Below are 18,247 nucleotides of genomic sequence, written 5' to 3'. Positions count from 1 at the left end.
TCGGTGTGGCGGTCGCGGATGTCCAAGTGGTTGCGCAATGTTGTCCCTTGACAGGCTCATGCCTCGCTTGAAGCATCCGATGTCATGACCGATTCTCGTGTGATCCGTGCACCTCGACGACGCAGGCACAGATGGCTCGGCGCGGCCGCGGCACTCCTGCTGCTGACGGTTCCGGCGCCCCTGGCTCGTGCCGACGCCGCGCAGGACTCCGGCCCCAGGACCGTCCCGGCCCTCACCAACTGGACGGCGGAGGGCGGACGATACTCCTTCGGTGACGACAGCCGCCTCGTCGCCGCCGACGCCGCGTCCCGGCGCGTGGCCCGCACCCTCGCCGGCGACCTGCGCGCCGCGGGCAAGGGTGACGTGCCGGTCGTCGGAGGGCCGTCCCGCGCCGGGGACATCGTCGTCGACGTCGACCCGGACGAGAGCAGGCAACTGGGCGCCGAGGGCTACGAGTTGACCTCCGGGAAACGCCTCGAGATCACCGGCGCCGCCGAGACCGGCGCCTTCTACGGCACCCGCACCCTCCTCCAACTCCTCGCGCAGGACGACGAGATCGCCGCCGGGCACACCGTCGACGTGCCGCGGTACAAGGAGCGCGGAGTCGGCGTCTGCGCCTGCTACGTGCACATCTCCACCGACTGGCTGGAGAACCTCGTGCGCGACATGGCGTACCACAAGCTCAACCAGCTCCTCCTCGAACTGAAGGTGAAGAGCGACGCCCACCCCGAGGCCAACTCCTGGGGGTACTACACCAGGAGCGAGATCCGGCGGCTCGTCGCGCTCGGCGAGAAGTACCACGTCACGATCGTCCCGGAGATCAACTCACCCGGGCACATCGACCCCTGGATCGAGAACCGGCCCGACCTCCAGCTCGTCGACACCGACGGCAAGGCCCAGCCGTCGCGCCTCGACATCACCGAGCCCGAGGCGTTCGGCTACTACAAGAGCCTCATCGACGAGTACGGCGAGGTGTTCCCGGCCAAGTGGTGGCACATGGGCGCCGACGAGTACATGCTCGGCTCCGACTTCGCCAAGTACCCGCACGTCCTGGAATACGCGAAGGCGAAGTACGGCGAGAACGCGACGCCCCAGGACGCCTTCATCGACTTCGTCAACCGAGTCGAGGCCTACGCCGCGAGCAAGGGCAAGCGGCTGCGCATCTGGAACGACGGGCTGACCGGCGCCAACACCGTCCCCGTCACCCCCGGCACCACCGTCGAGCACTGGCTCGGCGTGAAGGTGAAGCCCAGTCAACTCATCGCGCAGGGCCACCCCGTGATGAACGCCGCCTACTCCCTCTACCTCGTACGCGGCGGCTTCCACACCGACACCCGCAAGCTGTACGACGAGCAGTGGGACCCGCGCAGCTTCGAGGGCGAGAAGCTCACCTCGGCCAAGGGCATCACCGGCGCCAAGATCAGCCTGTGGCCGGACTACGGCGCCGCCGAGACCGAGAACCAGGTCGCCGAGTCCACCGAACTGCCGCTCGCGCACATCGCCCAGGTCACGTGGGGCGCCGCGCACCCGGACGCCACCTACGACGCGTTCGCCGCGCGGGCCGCGGCCGTCACCCACGCGCCCGGTTGGCGTGACCTCACCCGGGTCCCGGTAGCGGACGGCACCTACACCTTCACCGACACACAACGTCACGCCGGAAAGCGACAGTTGACGGTCACGCGCACCTCCGACGGCTATGTGACCCTCACCGACCCCGCGACCGGGAAGTGCCTGGAGACCCGCAGCGGCAAGCTCACCCACGACCTGCCGCTGGAGCCGGGCTCGGCCGTCACCCAGGAGGCCTGCGACGCCGAGAGGACCCTGCAGCGATGGGTGCTCTCCGAGGTGCCCGGCGGTCACCGGCTCACCAACGCCATCACGCAGATGCCCGTCCACGTCACCGATGACGGCGCGCTGGTGCAGTACCCGGCCGACCAGCGGCAAGCCGCCGTCTGGCGCCTGACGCACGCCTGACCCGACCGGTGCGAGGCCGGGGCGGGGCCACCGGACGGCCCCGCCCCGGCCTCACTGTTCCGGCCGCGATCAGGCGTGCGAGGATCGGCGAACAAGCGACCGCGAACACTTGTGCTGCACCGGGAGAGAGCTTTGACCGCGCACGACCCTTCTGCGACCGACACCGGCGACGGGGCGACCACTCCCGCGTGCTGCGCCGCACCCCGCGGTGGCAGCGCGCCCGCACCGGCGGCGCTCACCGTCACGCCGCGTCGCAAGGCGTCCGGCAAGGGCATGGCCACACTCCCCGGCGGCACGTTCCGGATGGGCAACGAGGACGCGTACGCCAACCCCGGCGACGGCGAGGGACCCGTGCGCGAGGTCACCGTCCCCGCGTTCCGCATCGACGAACACGCCGTCACCAACGCCCAGTTCGCCACCTTCGTGAAGGAGACCGGGTACGTCACGGCCGCCGAGCGGTTCGGCTGGTCGTACGTCTTCGCGGGCTTCCTCGCACCTCAGCAGGTCCGCGCCACCCGGGCCCCCGCCGCGACCCCGTGGTGGCGCGGCGTCGAGGGCGCGACCTGGCGCGCCCCCGAAGGACCCGGCACCGGCATCGGGGACCGGGCCCGGCACCCCGTCGTCCACGTCAGCTGGGACGACGCCCACGCCTACGCGCGGTGGGCGGGCAAGCGGCTGCCCACCGAGGCCGAGTGGGAGTACGCCGCCCGCGGCGGCCTCGACCAGGCCCGCTACCCGTGGGGCGACGAACTGACCCCGCGCGGCCGCTGGCGCTGCAACATCTGGCAGGGCGACTTCCCGCGCGTGAACACCGGCGAGGACGGGCACGTCGGCACCGCCCCCGTGGACACCTACCGGCCCAACGCCTACGGCCTCTACAACGTCGTGGGCAACGTGTGGGAGTGGGTCGCCGACCGCTTCACGGCGACGCACCCGGCGACCCCGGCGACCGACCCGCGCGGCCCCGAGGAGGGCGAGGGCCGGGTCATGCGCGGCGGCTCGTACATGTGCCACGACTCGTACTGCAACCGCTACCGGGTGGCCGCCCGGACCCGGAACACCCCGGACTCCAGCAGCGGCAACTGCGGCTTCCGGTGCGCCGCCGATGCCTGACGACATCTGGGACGCGCTGCCCGCCGAACTCCGCGAGGAGGCCGACGGGCAGGTGCTGCGGGACGCGCGGATGACGGCCGTCCACGTCCTGGTCACGTGCGGTGTGAGTCTGCGGGACGCGCAGATCGTCGTGGAGCGGCGGTACGCCCACCACGGGGAGCGAGTCGCGCGGCGGCCCGAACCACCGCTCGATATAACGGAGTTGGCTGCCCTCGCGCCCGCGCGGGTGGTGGAGATCGCCGCCGAGTGGGACGGGGACACGGTCCACGACTGGTTCGTGGAGCTGGTCGCCGTCACCGCGCGGCCCGCGGGCTCGCGGGCGCTGACCACCGTGACGTGGGGCGCGGCCCGCCGGCACCTCGGCGACGAGGAGACCGGGCCGCGCCACCCGGCCGCTGTCGTCGCCGAGCGGATCGGCAGCGAGCTGGCCGCCCGGCTCGCGGTGCCGTTCCGCTTCGACAGCCCCGACGAGCCCGAGCCGCCGGCCAGGCGTCAGCCGTAGACGCGCCGCCCCCCGACGTACGTCTGCGCCACCTTCGTCGTGCCGATCTCCTCGGCCGGGCCCGCGAACGGATCCCGGTCCAGGACCACCACGTCCGCCAGATACCCGGGCGCGATCGTCCCGGTCTCCTCGTCGAGATGGTTCACGTACGCGCTGCCCGCCGTGTACGCGGTGAGCGCGTCCAGCAGACCGATCCGCTGCTCGGGCAGGAACACCGGGGTGCCGTCGGCGGCGCCGGCGTCGATCCGGTTCACCGCCACGTGGATGCCCTGCAACGGGTCGGGGCTGCTCACCGGCCAGTCGCTGCCCGCCGCGAGCGTCGCGCCGGAGCGCAGCAGCGCCCCGAACGGATACTGCCACGACGCCCGCTCCGCGCCCAGGAACGGAATGGTCAGCTCGTCCATCTGCGGTTCGTGCGCGGCCCACAGCGGCTGCGTGTTCGCCGTCGCGCCGAGCGCCCGGAACCGGCCTATGTCGTCCGGGTGCACGACCTGGAGATGGGCCAGGTGCGGGCGGGTGTCCGACCATCCGTTGGCGCGCCGCGCCGCCTCCACCGCGTCGAGCGCCTCCCGCACGGCCCGGTCGCCGAGGGCGTGGAAGTGCACCTGGAAGCCGTGCGCGTCGAGCTCGGTGACGTACTTCTTGAGGTCCTCGGGCGGTACGAAGCTGATCCCGCTGTTGTCGGACACGCACCCGCAGCCGTCCAGGTACGGGCCGAGCAGCGCGGCCGTGCCGTTCTCGGCGACCCCGTCCTGCATGATCTTCACGGTCGTCGAGCGGAACCGGCCGCGCGTGCCCGCGGCCCGGCGGGCGAGGAGCTCCTCGATCTGCTCGGTGCCGCGCGCCCGGTCCCACCACAGCGCGCCCACGACGCGCGCGGTCAGGGTGCCGTCGTCCGCGCACGCGAGATACGCGTCGGTCGCGTCGGTGAGGTTGGCGTGCTCGCCGAGCAGGGCGTCCTGCCAGGCGGTGATGCCGAGGGAGTGGAGCAGTCCCTGGGCGCGCAGCAGGCCCGCGATCCGCTCCTCGCGGGTGATCCGCGGCAGCAGCCGGCCGACCAGGTTCGCGGCGCCCTCCTGGAGCATGCCGGTCGGTGTCCCGTCGGCGGCGCGCTCGATGCGGCCGTCGGACGGGTCGGGGGTACGGGCGTCGATGCCGGCGCGCTCCAGGGCGAGGGAGTTGACCCAGGCGCCGTGGTGGTCGCGGTTGACCAGGTAGACGGGGCGGTCGGGGACGAGCGCGTCCAGCTCGGCGGCCGTCGGCAGGCCGCCGGGGAACGCCTCCATCGCCCAGCCGCCGCCGGTGACCCACTCGCTGTCGGCGTGCTCACGGGCGTACGCGGTGATCGTCTGCCGGTACTCGGCGAGCGTCGTCGCCCCGCTCAGGTCGCACTGGCCCATCTCCATCCCGCCGCCGACGGGGTGCGCGTGCGCGTCCTGGAAACCTGGGATCAGCAACTTCCCCGCGAGGTCGACGACTTCGGTGCGCGGACCGATCAGCTCGCGCACCTCGTCGTGGCCGACGGCGACGACGCGCTCCCCGCGCACCGCCACCGTCGTGGCGCGGGAACGGGCGGGCGAGCCGGTGTGGACCGGGCCGCCGGTGAAGACGAGATCGGCGGGTGCGGTGTCGGTCATGTGAGGCAACTCCTGGCGTCAGTACGAGTGTTACGAGGCGTCGGCGGTGGCCGGCGGGACGGCGTCCGCGTCCGTGCCGCGCCCGGTCGTGAAGTAGGGGGAGCGGCGGCCGTACTTCGCGACGGCCGCCATCACCAGTCCGGACAGGACGATCACGACGGGCACCGAGAGCATGAACCATCCGTTGCCCGGGCTGAGTTCGAAGTGATCGGACATCGTCGCGTAGTCCCGGGCGAGATACGCGCCGATGCCGAGCAGCGCGAGCGCGCTGAGCCCCGGCGCGATCACCGCGCGCACCGCCTCGCGGAAGTCCGTGCGCAGCAGGGCCCGGAAGCGGACCGCGCAGGCGAGCGCGGTCAGCCCGTAGTAGAGGGCGACGATCAGGCCGATGGAGTTCACGGCCGCGAGGATCATCTCGTTCAGTTTCGGGATGGCGAGGGCGAGCAGGGCCAGCACCGCCGCGATCGCCATGACGAGGACGGTGCCGATCGCGGGGGAGCCGTAGCGCGGGCTGACCTTCGTCCACACCTGGCCCATCGTGCGGTCCCGGCCCATGGCGAGCAGTCCGCGCGCCGTCGGGATCACGCTCGCCTGCACGGAGGCGACCGCGGAGAAGAGCAGGGCGAGCAGCGGCAGGCTGGCCAGCGGCTCGTCAGCGAGCTTCGCGCCGAGATACGTGAGCGCCTGCGGGCCCTGCTCGACCAGCTCGGGCAGCGACATCTCGCGCTGGAAGGCCACGGACCCGTAGAGGAACAGCGCGAGCATCGTGAACAGGGCGATGAAGCCGCCGCGGCCCGCGTCCCGCACGTCCTTCGTCTCCTCGGTGACGCTGAACGCGGCGTCCCAGCCCCAGAAGAAGAACACCGCGAGGACCAGCCCCTGCGCGAAGCCGGTGCCGTCGTGGATCGAGAACGGGTTCAGCCACGACCACTGGAAGGCGTGGTCACCGGTGATCATCGACCAGCCGCAGAACCCGATCAGGACCACGTACTCGAAGACGAGCAGCCAGGTCTGCAGACGCGTCGCCTTGCGGATGCCGGTGACGGCCGTGACCGTGACCGCGGTGAGCACGACGAGCCCGACGACGGTCGACAGGGCCGTCGAGTTCGGGTCGAGGCCGATGCCGAGCAGCGTGTGCAGATGGGCCTTGTTGGCGAACTGGAGGAAGACCGAGCCGGTCACCGCGCTCGTGTACGCCATGAAGATCAGCGTGCCGACGAGCGTGACCCAGCCGGTCAGGAAGCCCAGCCACGGGCCGAGCGAGCGGCCCACCCAGACGTAGCCGCTGCCCATGTTCTGCTCGTGCCGGTTCAGCCGGGCGTACGCCGTCGCGATGCCCAGGATCGGGACGAAGGCGATCAACAGGACGGCCGGTGCCTGCAGGCCCACGGTCGCGGCGAGGGACCCCATCCCGATGCCGATGCTCGTGGTGGCGGCGGTGCTGGAGGCCGCGACGGCGATGCCGTCGACGACGCCGAGGGAACGGCGCAGGCCGGCTCTCGGCGGGGGTGTGCTTCTCATGGGCAGACTCCTGGGACCGGAACGAGGGAGGAGGGGGCGTGCGGGAGGCTGCGATCAAACCGGCCTTGTCAACGTTGCGTCAATGGTGTTGACATAAGGAGATGGCAGGCGCGGACGAAGGGGGAAAGCCATGGCTGAGGGGCGGATTCCGGCCGAGCGGCGACGACGCAAACCGACCAGGTCGGGAGTGCTGCTGTCCGAGGACGTGATCGTCGACTGCGCGCTGCGCCTCGTCGGGCAGCACGGGCCCGACGCGCTGAGCGTGCGGCGGCTCGGCGCGGCCCTCGGCTGCGACCCCAGCGCCCTGTACCGGTACTTCCACAACACCGACGACCTGCTGCTCGCCCTCGGGGACCGGATCATCGGCGACAACATGGCCGGCTTCGACCCCGACCGGTACGCGTGGCGGGACGGGCTGCGCGAGATGGCGCTGCGCATCCACCGCGGGTACCGCGAGCACCCGCGGGTCGCCGCGCTCGCGGCGTACCGGGTGACGCGCCGCGAGCACGAGTTCTGGGCCGTGGACGCGGGGATCGGGCTGTTGCGGCGGGCCGGGTTCCCGGACGCGGACGCCGTCCGGCACTACGCGGCGTTCGTGGACACCGTGCTCGGGCACGCCGCGCTCGATGCGGCGCACTTGGCGTTGCCGGTGGAGCGCCGGGAGGCGGACGATCGGGCCTGGACCGGGGTGTACTCGGGGCTGTCCGAGGAGGAGCACCCGCATCTCGCGGCTGTGCGGGGGCACTTGCCGTTGATGGCGGGGAGTTCCTTCGAGGCCGCGCTGGATCTGTTGCTGGCGGCGTTGGTCGCGGCGGCGCCCGGGGAGGGGGGTTAGGGGTGCGTCGCCGGGTGCGGGCCCGGTGGGGCTTCTCGCGCCCCGCGGCGGAGCCGCTGATCGGCACGGCCCCGCGCCCCCTAAGCGAGCTTCGCTCGCTCAGGGGAAGGCTGCGCGCAGCGCATGCCTTCAGGGGCGCGGGGAACTGCGCGAGAAGCCACGACGAGAGTTGTACTCGGCGATGAACGAGAACACCCGCGGCGCGTAGCCGAAGGTCACCCCAGCTGACCCCGCAACCACGCCTCCACCTCGCCCACGTGCGCCGCGGCAGCGGCTCGCGCCGCCTCGGGGTCATGAGCCACGAGCGCCCGGTGGATCCGGAGGTGCTCGCGGCGGGTGCGCTCGAAGGCGCCCTCCTCCTGGTAGCCCCGCCACACCCGCGCCCGGAACGTCCGCGACGACAGCCCCTCCAGGATCGCCGCCATCGTCTCGTTCCCGGCGGCGGCCACGATCGCCCGGTGGAACGCCAGGTCGTGGGAGAGGATCTCCTCCGGGTCGTCCGTGGCCTCCATCGCCGCCAAGTGCTCCTCGACCTCGGCGAGCCCGGCCCGGGTGATCCGGGCCGCGGCGAGGGCCGTCGCCGTCGACTCCAGGATGCGCCGCACCTCGAGGAGCTCGACGAGCTGCGGTCCCCGTGACAGATCCGCGACGACCCCGAAGGTCTCCAGCAGGTCGCCGGCCTCCAACTGTGTGACGTAGATGCCGGAGCCGTGCCGCGCCTCCAGGACACCGAGCACCGTCAGTGCCCGGATCGCCTCCCGGATCGACGAGCGCGAGATGCCCAGCTGGGCCGCCAGATCCCGTTCGGTGGGCAGGCGCTGGCCCGGTTCCAGGCTGCCGCCGCCGATCATCGCCTTGATCTGCTCGATCGCCCGCTCCGTGACGGTGCCCCGTTGGGGTGCGGTCCGCTCCACGATGACGTCCTCCCACGCAGGGTCCGCTGCCGGATGCGGCGCAGTCTAACCATCCGGGTGGTCCGACCACTACCGAGATGGTCCGACCTTTCCGGGGCCCCGGAGGCGTAAATACCGAGAAAACTTGGCGACGAAGGGTGTTGAGGAACCGAAGTGGTCTGATAAATCTCTGGGCGCGGCCGGTGCCTGGACGGGCAGGAGCCGGCTTTCCCCCATGACTCCCGGAGCCGAGGAGCGGTCCGATGACTGGCACCACGAAGGGCACGAAGGGTACGAAGCGCACCAAGAGGTCGAGAGCGGGAGCCCTGCGCGCGGCGGCACTCGTGGGGTGCGCCGCCCTCGCCCTCAGCGCGTGCGGCAGCACCAAGGACACCGCCGCCGGAGCCGGTGGCGGGGGCGGGGGCGGTGACGGGAAGGGCAAGGTCGGCGTCATCCTGCCCCTGCTGACCTCCCCGTTCTGGCAGTCGTACAACGACTACGTGCCGAAGATGGCGAAGTCCGAGGGCGTGGACGCGCTGAAGACCGTCAACTCCAACAGCGACCCCTCGCAGCAGATCACCGACATCAACAACCAGCTCAACCAGGGCGTCAAGGGCCTCGTCGTCGCCCCGCTGGACAGCGCCGCCATCGCCGCGGGACTCGACCAGGCCGAACGCAAGGGCGTCCCCGTCGTCGCCGTGGACGTGGCCCCCGAGAAGGGCAAGGTCGCGATGGTGGTGCGCGCCAACAACGTCGCGTACGGGGAGAAGGCCTGCGCGTACCTCGGGAAGCAGGTCACGTCCGGCAAGGTCGTGCAGATCATGGGCGACCTGGCGTCGGTCAACGGGCGGGAGCGGTCCAAGGCGTTCCGGGACTGCGTGAAGCAGAAGTACCCCAAGCTGAAGGTCCTGGAGATCCCGGCCAAGTGGGAGTCGGACACCGCCGCCTCCAAGCTGGACACCCTCCTGAACGCCAACCCCGACATCAAGGGCATCTACCTGCAGGCGGGCGGCGTCTACCTCGCGCCCACCCTCCAGACCCTCAAGTCCAAGGGCCTGCTGAAGAAGGCGGGCACCGCCGGGCACATCACGATCGTGTCGAACGACGGCATCCCGCAGGAGTTCGACGCCATCCGCAAGGGCCAGATCGACGCGACCGTCTCGCAGCCCGCCGACGCGTACGCCAAGTACGGCATGTACTACATCAAGGCGGCGATGCGGGGGAAGACGTTCAAGCCGGGTCCCACCGACCACGACTCGGAGATCGTCAAGCTGCCCAGCGGCATCCTCGAGGACCAGCTGCCCGCGCCGCTGGTCACCAAGGACAACGTCGACGACCCCAAGCTGTGGGGAAACACGGTCAAATGACGTCCACCACAGCGCCGTTGGTCGAGGCCGACGGCATCGCCAAACGGTACGGGCCCACGGTCGCCCTCGCCGACGGCCGACTCACCGTGCGCGCGGGCGAGTCCCACGCGCTGGTCGGCCGCAACGGCGCCGGCAAGTCCACCCTCGTCACCGTCCTGACGGGCCTTCAGGCCCCCGACGCGGGAACGCTGTTGTTCGACGGCGAGCCCGCACCCCCGCTCAACGACCGCGAGGCCTGGCGCGCGAAGGTGGCCTGCGTCTACCAGAAGCCCACCGTCGTACCCGAGTTGACCGTCGCCGAGAACCTCTTCATCAACCGGCAGCCCGAGTCCCGCCGCGGCTTCTTCAGCTGGAAGAAGCTGCGCGCCGAGGCCGACCGGCTGCTGCGCACCTGGGACATCCGCGTCGACCCCGACGCCCGCACGGCCGACCTCAAGGTCGAGGACCGCCAAATGGTCGAGATCGCACGGGCGTTGAGCGGCGGAGCCCGCTTCATCGTCCTCGACGAGCCGACCGCGCAGCTCGACAACAAGGAGATCGAGCGGCTCTTCGCCCGCATGCGCGCGCTGCAGGACTCAGGCGTCACCTTCCTGTTCATCTCGCACCACCTCCAGGAGGTCTACGAGGTCTGCCAGACGGTCACCGTGCTGCGCGACGCCCGCTGGATCACCACCGCGCCGGTCGCCGAACTACCGCGCCCCGCACTGGTGGAGGCGATGGCGGGCGAGGCGATCGCCGAACAGGCGGCCGCCGCCGCGGAAGCCGTTGTGGAGCAGGAAGGAGTCGACGCGCCGGTGGTCCTCTCCGTGACGGGCCTCACCTCGGACACGTACGCCGACGTCGACCTGACCGTGCGCCGCGGCGAGGTCGTCGGCCTCGCCGGATCCAGCGGCAGCGGCAAGATCGCGCTCGCCGAGTCATTGGCCGGACTGCACACGCCGACGTCCGGCACCGCCCGCCTCGACGGCGCCGAGCTGCCCTTCGGCGACGTGTCGGCAGCCCTGAAGGCGGGCGTGGGCTGCGTCCCGCGCGACCGGCACGACCAGGGTCTCGTCACCGGCATGACCATCGGCGACAACGCCACGATGTCCGTCCTCGGGCGGCTCGGCCGGTACGGCTTCGTCGGCACCGACCGCAGGCGTGCCGTCGCCCGCGACCTCATCGACCGCCTGGACATCCACGCCGAAGGCCCCGACCAGCCGGTCTCCGACCTGTCCGGCGGCAATGCCCAGAAGGTCGTCATGGCCCGCGCCCTCGCCTCCGACCCGCACCTCCTGGTCCTCATCAACCCCACCGCCGGCGTGGACGTGAAGTCCAAGGAGTCCCTGCTGCGCCGCGTCGACAGCGCCCGCGACGACGGCACCGCCGTGCTCGTCGTCTCCGACGAACTGGACGACCTGCGCCGCTGCGACCGGGTGCTCGTGCTGTTCCACGGGCGGGTCGTCGCCGAGCACACGGCGGGCTGGTCGGACCACGAACTCATCGCGTCCATCGAGGGGGTGGACCGTGACTGACCCGGCCCCGCGCCTCACACAAGGAGTACCCATGGCCGACCTCAAGGCCCCGTCGGCCCCGGCGACGAACGCCCCGGCCCGCCCAGGAGCCGGCACCGCCAAGAACGTCCTGCTGCGCAGGGCCCGTGAACTCGCGCTCGTGCCCGCGCTGTTGCTCCTCATGGTCCTCGGAACGATCGTCAACGACTCCTTCCTCACCGAGCGCAACCTCATCTCCATTCTAGGCGCGTCGGCGGCGCTCGCCATGGTGGTGCTCGCCGAGTCCCTGGTGCTGATCACCGGCAAGTTCGATCTGTCCCTGGAGTCCGTCGTCGGCATCGCGCCCGCCGTGGGCGCTCTGCTCGTCCTGCCCGTGGCCCAGTCCGGCTGGGGCACGGAGTTCCCGGCCGTGCTCGCGATGCTCGCGATCCTCGTCGTCGGCGGCGTCATCGGCGCGTTCAACGGCATCCTGGTGGTGAAGTTCAAGCTCAACGCCTTCATCGTCACCCTGGCGATGCTGATCGTGCTGCGCGGGCTGCTGGTCGGCGCGACCAAGGGCAAGACCCTCTTCGGCATGCCGGACTCCTTCTTCTCGCTCGCCACGACCACCTTCCTGCGCATCCCGATGTCGGTGTGGCTCGCCGCGGCCTGCTTCGCCGTCGCGGGCGCCGTGCTCAAGTACCACCGCGTGGGCCGCGCCCTGTACGCGATCGGCGGCAACGCCGACGCCGCCCGCGCCGCCGGTATCCGCGTCGAGCGCGTCATGCTCGGAGTCTTCGTCGTGGCGGGCGTGCTCGCCTCCGTCGGCGGCATCATGCAGACCGGCTACGTCGGCGCCATCAGCGCCAACCAGGGCAACAACATGATCTTCACGGTGTTCGCCGCGGCCGTCATCGGCGGCATCAGCCTGGACGGCGGCAAGGGCACCATGTTCGGCGCCCTCACCGGCGTCCTGCTCCTCGGCGTCGTACAGAACCTGCTGACCCTCGCCCAGGTGCCGTCCTTCTGGATCCAGGCCATCTACGGCGGCATCATCCTGCTCGCCCTCATGGTCGCCCGCGTCACGACAGGCCGCGCCCAGGACTGACCGCGGCCCCCTGCCACCCTGCCCGAAAGGCATCCCGTGCCCCCAACCACCCACAGCGCCACCCGCGTCACGGCGGTCGACACCTTCGACATCCGGTTCCCGACGTCCCGGGAACTGGACGGCTCCGACGCCATGAACCCCGACCCCGACTACTCCGCCGCGTACGTCGTGCTGCGCACCGACGACCCCGACGGGCACGAGGGACACGGCTTCACGTTCACCATCGGGCGCGGCAACGACGTCCAGGTCGCCGCGATCCGCTCCCTGCGCCACCACGTGATCGGGCGGTCCGTCGACGAGCTGTGCGCCGACCCGGGCAGCCTCAACCGCGACCTGATCGGCGACAGCCAACTCCGCTGGCTGGGGCCCGAGAAGGGCGTGATGCACATGGCGACCGGCGCCGTCGTCAACGCGGTGTGGGACCTCGCGGCCAAGCGCGCCGAGAAGCCGCTGTGGCGGCTGCTCGCCGACGCCGAACCCGAGTGGCTGGTCTCCCAGGTCGACTTCCGCTACATCGCCGACGCCCTCAGCCCCGAACGGGCCCTGGAACTCCTGCGGTCGGGGCGGCAGGGGGCGGCCGGGCGCACCGAGACCCTCCTCGACCGCGGCTACCCGGGCTACACGACGTCCCCCGGCTGGCTCGGCTACTCCGACGAGAAGCTCGGCCGGCTCGCCCGGGAGGCCGTCGCCGACGGCTTCACCCAGATCAAGCTGAAGGTCGGCGCTGACCTCGACGACGACATCCGCCGCTGCCGCGCCGCCCGCGCCGCCATCGGTCCCGGCATCCGCATGGCCATCGACGCCAACCAGCGGTGGAACGTCGACGAGGCCATCACGTGGACGCGCGCTCTCGCCGAGTTCGACCCGTACTGGGTGGAGGAACCCACCAGCCCCGACGACGTCCTCGGCCACGCCGCGATCCGTAAGGCCGTCGCCCCGGTGAAGGTCGCCACCGGCGAACACGTCCAGAACCGCGTCGTCTTCAAGCAGCTCCTCCAGGCCGGCGCCATCGACATCGTCCAGATCGACGCCGCCCGCGTCGGCGGCGTCAACGAGAACCTGGCGATCCTGCTGCTCGCCGCCGAGTTCGGCGTCCCCGTCTGCCCGCACGCCGGCGGCGTCGGCCTGTGCGAACTCGTCCAGCACCTCTCGATGTTCGACTACGTCGCCCTCACCGGCACCACCGAGGACCGGGTCATCGAGTACGTCGACCATCTCCACGACCACTTCATCGACCCGGTCGTCATGCGGGCCGGCCACTACACCGCCCCCACCGCCCCCGGCTTCTCCGCCACCATGAAGCCAAAGTCCATCGCCGAATTCACCTTCCCCGACGGGGAGTTCTGGGTCAACGACCGCGCCGCGCAGAACGCGCCGCACACGAACGGAGCCGCAGCATGACCGATCACGGCAACGACTTCGCCGGCCTCAAGGCCCTCGTCACCGGCGGCGCCTGCGGACTCGGCCGCGCCACCGCCGACCTCCTCGCCGCCCGCGGCGCCGACGTCGCCGTCCTCGACCGCGACATCACCGCCGTGGACAAGCCGCTGCGCGGATACGCCGCCGACGTCACCGACGACGAGACGGTACGGGCCGCCGTGGCCGCCGCCGTCACCGACCTCGGCGGACTCGACATCCTCGTCAACAACGCGGGGATCGGCGCCCAGGGCACCGTCGCCGACAACGACGACGCCGAATGGCATCGCGTCCTGGACGTCAACGTCATCGGCATGGTCCGCGTCGCCCGCGCGGCCCTGCCCGCGCTCCGGGAATCCGACCACGCGGCGATCGTCAACACCTGCTCCATCGCCGCCACCGCCGGGCTGCCGCAGCGCGCCCTGTACTCCGCGTCCAAGGGCGCCGTGTACTCCCTCACCCTCGCCATGGCCGCCGACCACGTCCGCGAGGGCATCCGTGTCAACTGCGTCAACCCCGGCACCGCGGACACCCCGTGGATCGGCCGGCTCCTCGACCAGGCCGACGACCCGGCCGCCGAACGCGCCGCCCTCGCGGCACGCCAGCCGGGCGGCCGTCTCGTCTCCGCCGACGAAGTCGCGGGAGCCGTCGCCTACTTGGCGAGCCCGCTGTCCGGCGCCACGACCGGCACCGCCCTCGCCGTCGACGGCGGAATGCAGGGCCTGCGCCTGCGTCCCGCGGGACAGTGACGGCATGCGCACCCACACCCTCGGCGGCACCCGCGTCCCGGTCACCGAGCTCGGCTTCGGCGCCGCCGTCATCGGCAACCTGTTCACCCCGGTCCGCGACGACGAGGCGTACGCCGCCCTCGACGCGGCCTGGGACGCCGGCCTGCGCTACTTCGACACCGCCCCGCACTACGGCATCGGCGTGTCCGAGCGCCGCGTCGGCGAGTTCCTCCGGACCCGGACCACCACCTCGTACACCCTGTCCACGAAAGTGGGCCGGATCCTGGAACCGTACGAGGGCGGCGGAGACGACCTCCGCAACGGCTTCGCCACACCCGCCACCCACCGCCGCGTCTGGGACTTCAGCGCGGCCGGGGTGCGCCGCTCCATCGAGGACAGCCTCGGGCGCCTCGGCCTCGACCGGATCGACGTGGTCTACCTCCACGACCCCGACGACCACGCCGAGCAGGCCTTCGGCGAGGCGTACCCGGAGCTGGAGCGGCTGCGCGGCGAGGGCCTGATCGACGCCATCGGCGCGGGCATGAACCAGACCGGGATGCTGCACCGCTTCGTCCGGGACACCGACGTCGACGTCGTGCTCTGCGCCGGCCGCTACACCCTGCTCGACCAGCGGGCCCTGCACCGACTGCTGCCCGCGGCCGCCGAACGCGGCGTGTCCGTCGTCGTCGGCGGCGTCTTCAACTCGGGCCTGCTCGCCGACCCGAAGCAGGGCGCCACCTTCGACTACAGCCTCGCCTCGCCCGCCGTCCTCCGGAGCGCCCTGAAGTGGAAGGCCCTGGCGGAGCGGCACGGCATCAACCTGCGGGCCGCCGCCCTCGCCTTCCCGTACGGTCACCCCGCCGTCACGAGCGTCCTCGTCGGCACCCGGTCCACGGCCGAAGTCGCCGACACCGTGCGGCAGTTCGCGGCCGAGGTGCCCGCCGCGTTCTGGCAGGAGGCCCGCGAGAAGAACCTCCTGGCCGCCGACGTCCCGACCCCCGAAGCCTTCGAAGAGGAGAAGCCCAGGTGAGAGTCGCCCTGCACACCACGGTCCGCGCCGACCGCGTCGAGGAGTACGAGGCCGCCCACCAAGAGGTGCCCGACGAACTCGTCGCCGCGATCCGCGCGGCGGGCGCCGAACGGTGGACGATCTGGCGCAGCGGCACCGATCTCTTCCACGTCCTGGAGTGCGAGGACTACGCCCGGCTGCTCGCCGAACTCGACAAGCTGCCGGTGAACGTCGCCTGGCAGGCCCGCATGGCCGAACTCCTCGACGTCGTCCACGACTACTCGTCCGAGGGTGCCGACGCCGGCCTGCCGGTCGTCTGGGAGCTGCCGTGAGGGAGCCCGCCGTCATCGACGCGCACCACCACGTCTGGGACCTCTCCGTGCGCGACCAGGACTGGATCACCGGGCCCGAACTCGCCCCGATCCGAAGGGACTTCGCGCTCGACGACCTGGCCCCGGACGCGCGGGCGGCCGGCGTGACGGCCACCGTCCTCGTCCAGACCGTACCGGTCGCCGAGGAGACCCCCGAGCTCCTCGACCTCGCCGAGCGCGCCGACCTCGTCGCCGCCGTCGTCGGCTGGACCGACCTCACCCGCCCCGACGTCACCGAGGAACTGGCCCGGCTGCGGGGACTACCGGGCGGCCGGCACCTCGTCGGCATCCGCCACCCGGTGCAGGGCGAGTCCGACCCCGGATGGCTGCTCCGCCCCGACGTGCGGCGCGGCCTCGCCGCGGTCGCCGACGCGGGGCTCGTCTACGACCTCCTCGTCCAGGCGCACCAGATGTCCGCCTGCGTGAAGGCCGCCGCCGACCACCCTGAACTCACCTTCGTCCTGGACCACTTGGGCAAGCCGGAGATCGCCGCAGGCCGGCTCGACCCGTGGCGCGACGAGGTGCGCGCGCTCGCCGCGCTGCCGAACACCGTGTGCAAACTCTCCGGCATGGTCACCGAGGCCGACCCGGCCCACTGGTCCGTCGACACCCTCCGCCCCTACGCCGACACGGTCCTGGACGCCTTCGGGCCCGAGCGCGTCATGTTCGGCTCGGACTGGCCGGTGTGCACGCTCGCGGCGACGTACGCCCAAGTGGTCGACACGGCACGTGAGTTGGTGGGAGGGCACGACAGCGACGTGTTCACGGAGACGGCCCGCCGGGTCTACCTCAGCCGCGTCGGCGGCAGGAACTCCCGCACGTAGGTCCGCTCCCACCACGCCCCCGATGCGCGCAGCTCACGCCACGTCGTGTACCGGTACCGGAACACGCGGGCCCGGACGTACGCGGGCGGCGCGTCGGCGGGGAAGGGGGAGCCGCGCAGCAGGCGCAGTGTGTCCCGGTCGCCCGCCAGCAGCCGCTCCACGAACGGCTCGAACCAGGAACGGGCGTACGCGGGCGACAGCGCGGCGAACCACATCATCCAGTCGAGCCGCAGATGGTACGGGGCGAACTGCCGGGGCAGACGGCCCGGATCGCCCGGCTTGCCCCTGAACTCGTAGGCCAGCCAGACGGATGCGGGCCCGGGTGCCGCGTCGGCCGTCCCCTCCACCACGATCTCCTGCCGCACCCGGCCGACGGTGCCGAACGCCCCGTACGTGTTCACCAGGTGCAGCACGTCGTACGAACGGTTCATGGACTGGCGCCGGGACAGCAGATTCCGCACGGGCCGGTAGCTCAGCACCGCGACCCCGCAGGTCAGGGCGAGGACGAGCAGGCCGTACCAGAGTGGGGCGGCGGGCAGTCCGGGCGGTGTGCGTACCGAGGACAGGTCCAGGACCGAGGCGGCCAGCACGACCGTCAGCCAGTTCAGCCAGGCGAAGTTCCCGGACAGGATCAGCCACGACTGAGTGACGATCATCAGGGCGGCCGCCGCCGACGCGACCGGCTGCGGCGCGAACAGGAGGAACGGGACGACGAGTTGGGTCACATGGTTCGCCGCCGCCTCCACCCGGTGCAGCGGGCCCGGCAACCGATGGAAGAACCAGCTCAGCGGACCCGGCATCGGCTGCGTCTCGTGATGGAAGTACAGACAGGTCAGCCGCCGCCAGCAGGCGTCCCCCCGCATCTTGATCAGCCCCGCCCCGAACTCGAGACGGAAGAGCACCCAGCGCAGCAGGAACAGGACCAGCACCGGCGGCGCCACCTCGTCGTTGCCGAGGAAGACGGCCAGGAACCCGACCTCCAGGAGCAGGGACTCCCAGCCGAAGCCGTACCAGGCCTGCCCCACGTTCACGATCGACAGGTACAGCACCCACGGCACCAGCCACAGCAGCATCGCGCCCCACAGAGGCACCCACCCGTCGACGCCGGCCAGCAGCCCCGCCGCGACGACCGCGCCGCCCCAGGCGCACCCGGCGAAGACCCGGTCCGAGTAGCGCAGCCGGAACAGCGTCGGCGCCCGCCGCCATGGCACCCGCTCCAGGAACCGCGGCACCGGCAGCATCCCGCGCTCCCCGATCAGCGGCCTGAACTGGAGCGCCGCCCCGACGAACGCGACGAGATACACCACCGCCAGGCCGCGCTGGAACACCAGGCGGCTCAGCCAGTACCCGGACCCGCCGAACCAGTCGTCCACGTCCTCAGTGTGTGCCCCGCCGGGCGCCCCGGTCACAACTTGCGGCGCCGTGGCCCACGGCGGTGACTGGGAGGACAGAACGCCGGTGCGACGACAGGAGAGCG

The 18,247-nt window shown here is 71.8% G+C and carries 16 protein-coding genes; 12 read left to right on the top strand and 4 right to left on the bottom strand.

The annotated features are described in order from the left end of the window. Positions 1-84 precede the first annotated feature (84 nt). The 3 genes from B072_RS0131300 (at position 85) to B072_RS0131290 (ending at position 3,589) form a co-directional block, all read left to right on the top strand. The gene (locus B072_RS0131300) at positions 85-1,974 is read left to right on the top strand and encodes a family 20 glycosylhydrolase (RefSeq protein ID WP_043245043.1); all 1,890 of its coding nucleotides are present in this window, start codon (positions 85-87) and stop codon (positions 1,972-1,974) included. Between the two features lie 132 nt (positions 1,975-2,106). Further along, positions 2,107-3,087, top strand: a complete 981-nt coding sequence (locus tag B072_RS0131295) for a formylglycine-generating enzyme family protein (RefSeq protein ID WP_018533911.1) — start codon at positions 2,107-2,109, stop codon at positions 3,085-3,087. Continuing rightward, the gene (locus B072_RS0131290; protein WP_018533910.1) at positions 3,080-3,589 is read left to right on the top strand and encodes a hypothetical protein; all 510 of its coding nucleotides are present in this window, start codon (positions 3,080-3,082) and stop codon (positions 3,587-3,589) included. Before B072_RS0131295 ends, B072_RS0131290 begins: the two co-directional genes overlap by 8 nt. Here the strand turns inward: B072_RS0131290 and B072_RS0131285 are convergent. Then, on the bottom strand, positions 3,580-5,226 hold the full coding sequence (locus B072_RS0131285) for an amidohydrolase (RefSeq protein WP_018533909.1): 1,647 nt from the start codon (positions 5,224-5,226) through the stop codon (positions 3,580-3,582). The genes B072_RS0131290 and B072_RS0131285 overlap by 10 nt on opposite strands. 30 nt (positions 5,227-5,256) lie before the next feature. Continuing rightward, positions 5,257-6,747, bottom strand: coding sequence for an APC family permease (locus B072_RS0131280; RefSeq protein WP_018533908.1), 1,491 nt, complete (start codon positions 6,745-6,747; stop codon positions 5,257-5,259). 130 nt (positions 6,748-6,877) lie between these two features. On the opposite strand from B072_RS0131280, the gene B072_RS0131275 reads away from it, so the two are divergent. Continuing rightward, entirely contained in the window at positions 6,878-7,582 is a 705-nt protein-coding gene (locus tag B072_RS0131275; protein ID WP_026246492.1) for a TetR/AcrR family transcriptional regulator, read from the top strand. 215 nt (positions 7,583-7,797) lie between these two features. On the opposite strand, the gene B072_RS0131270 is transcribed toward B072_RS0131275, so the two are convergent. After that, positions 7,798-8,496, bottom strand: a complete 699-nt coding sequence (locus B072_RS0131270; RefSeq protein ID WP_018533906.1) for a FadR/GntR family transcriptional regulator — start codon at positions 8,494-8,496, stop codon at positions 7,798-7,800. Positions 8,497-8,738: 242 nt separating this feature from the next. Here B072_RS0131270 and B072_RS0131265 point away from each other — a divergent pair, with 242 nt between their 5' ends. Genes B072_RS0131265 through B072_RS0131230 form a run of 8 tightly spaced genes read left to right on the top strand, consistent with a single transcriptional unit; the run spans position 8,739 to position 16,770 of the window. Then, positions 8,739-9,842 carry a sugar ABC transporter substrate-binding protein gene (locus tag B072_RS0131265; protein ID WP_018533905.1) on the top strand — a complete coding sequence of 368 codons (1,104 nt, stop codon included), beginning with the start codon at positions 8,739-8,741 and terminating at the stop codon, positions 9,840-9,842. Next, the gene (locus B072_RS0131260) at positions 9,839-11,356 is read left to right on the top strand and encodes a sugar ABC transporter ATP-binding protein (RefSeq protein WP_018533904.1); all 1,518 of its coding nucleotides are present in this window, start codon (positions 9,839-9,841) and stop codon (positions 11,354-11,356) included. Before B072_RS0131265 ends, B072_RS0131260 begins: the two co-directional genes overlap by 4 nt. 31 nt (positions 11,357-11,387) lie before the next feature. After that, positions 11,388-12,422, top strand: coding sequence for an ABC transporter permease (locus tag B072_RS0131255; protein WP_018533903.1), 1,035 nt, complete (start codon positions 11,388-11,390; stop codon positions 12,420-12,422). A 36-nt stretch (positions 12,423-12,458) separates the two neighbouring features. Then, entirely contained in the window at positions 12,459-13,823 is a 1,365-nt protein-coding gene (locus tag B072_RS0131250) for an L-fuconate dehydratase (RefSeq protein WP_018533902.1), read from the top strand. Next, positions 13,820-14,587: an SDR family NAD(P)-dependent oxidoreductase gene (locus B072_RS0131245; RefSeq protein WP_018533901.1), complete on the top strand. Its 768-nt coding sequence runs from the start codon at positions 13,820-13,822 to the stop codon at positions 14,585-14,587. Before B072_RS0131250 ends, B072_RS0131245 begins: the two co-directional genes overlap by 4 nt. A gap of 4 nt (positions 14,588-14,591) precedes the next feature. Continuing rightward, a complete protein-coding gene (locus B072_RS0131240) occupies positions 14,592-15,596 on the top strand; it encodes an aldo/keto reductase (RefSeq protein ID WP_018533900.1) in 1,005 nt (334 codons plus the stop codon). After that, positions 15,593-15,907, top strand: a complete 315-nt coding sequence (locus B072_RS0131235) for an L-rhamnose mutarotase (protein WP_018533899.1) — start codon at positions 15,593-15,595, stop codon at positions 15,905-15,907. Before B072_RS0131240 ends, B072_RS0131235 begins: the two co-directional genes overlap by 4 nt. Then, positions 15,904-16,770 (top strand): amidohydrolase family protein, encoded by an 867-nt coding sequence (locus B072_RS0131230; protein WP_018533898.1) that lies wholly within the window; start codon positions 15,904-15,906, stop codon positions 16,768-16,770. Before B072_RS0131235 ends, B072_RS0131230 begins: the two co-directional genes overlap by 4 nt. Here B072_RS0131230 and B072_RS0131225 read toward each other — a convergent pair. Continuing rightward, the gene (locus B072_RS0131225) at positions 16,731-18,143 is read right to left on the bottom strand and encodes a lipase maturation factor family protein (RefSeq protein ID WP_018533897.1); all 1,413 of its coding nucleotides are present in this window, start codon (positions 18,141-18,143) and stop codon (positions 16,731-16,733) included. The two genes, B072_RS0131230 and B072_RS0131225, sit on opposite strands and share 40 nt — an antisense overlap. Positions 18,144-18,247: the final 104 nt, after the last annotated feature.

The sequence above is a fragment of the Streptomyces sp. HmicA12 genome, from assembly GCF_000373565.1.
GTDB lineage: Bacteria > Actinomycetota > Actinomycetes > Streptomycetales > Streptomycetaceae > Streptomyces.
Note: the sequence above shows the minus strand (reverse complement) of the source record. Positions and strands in the feature narration are given on the sequence as shown.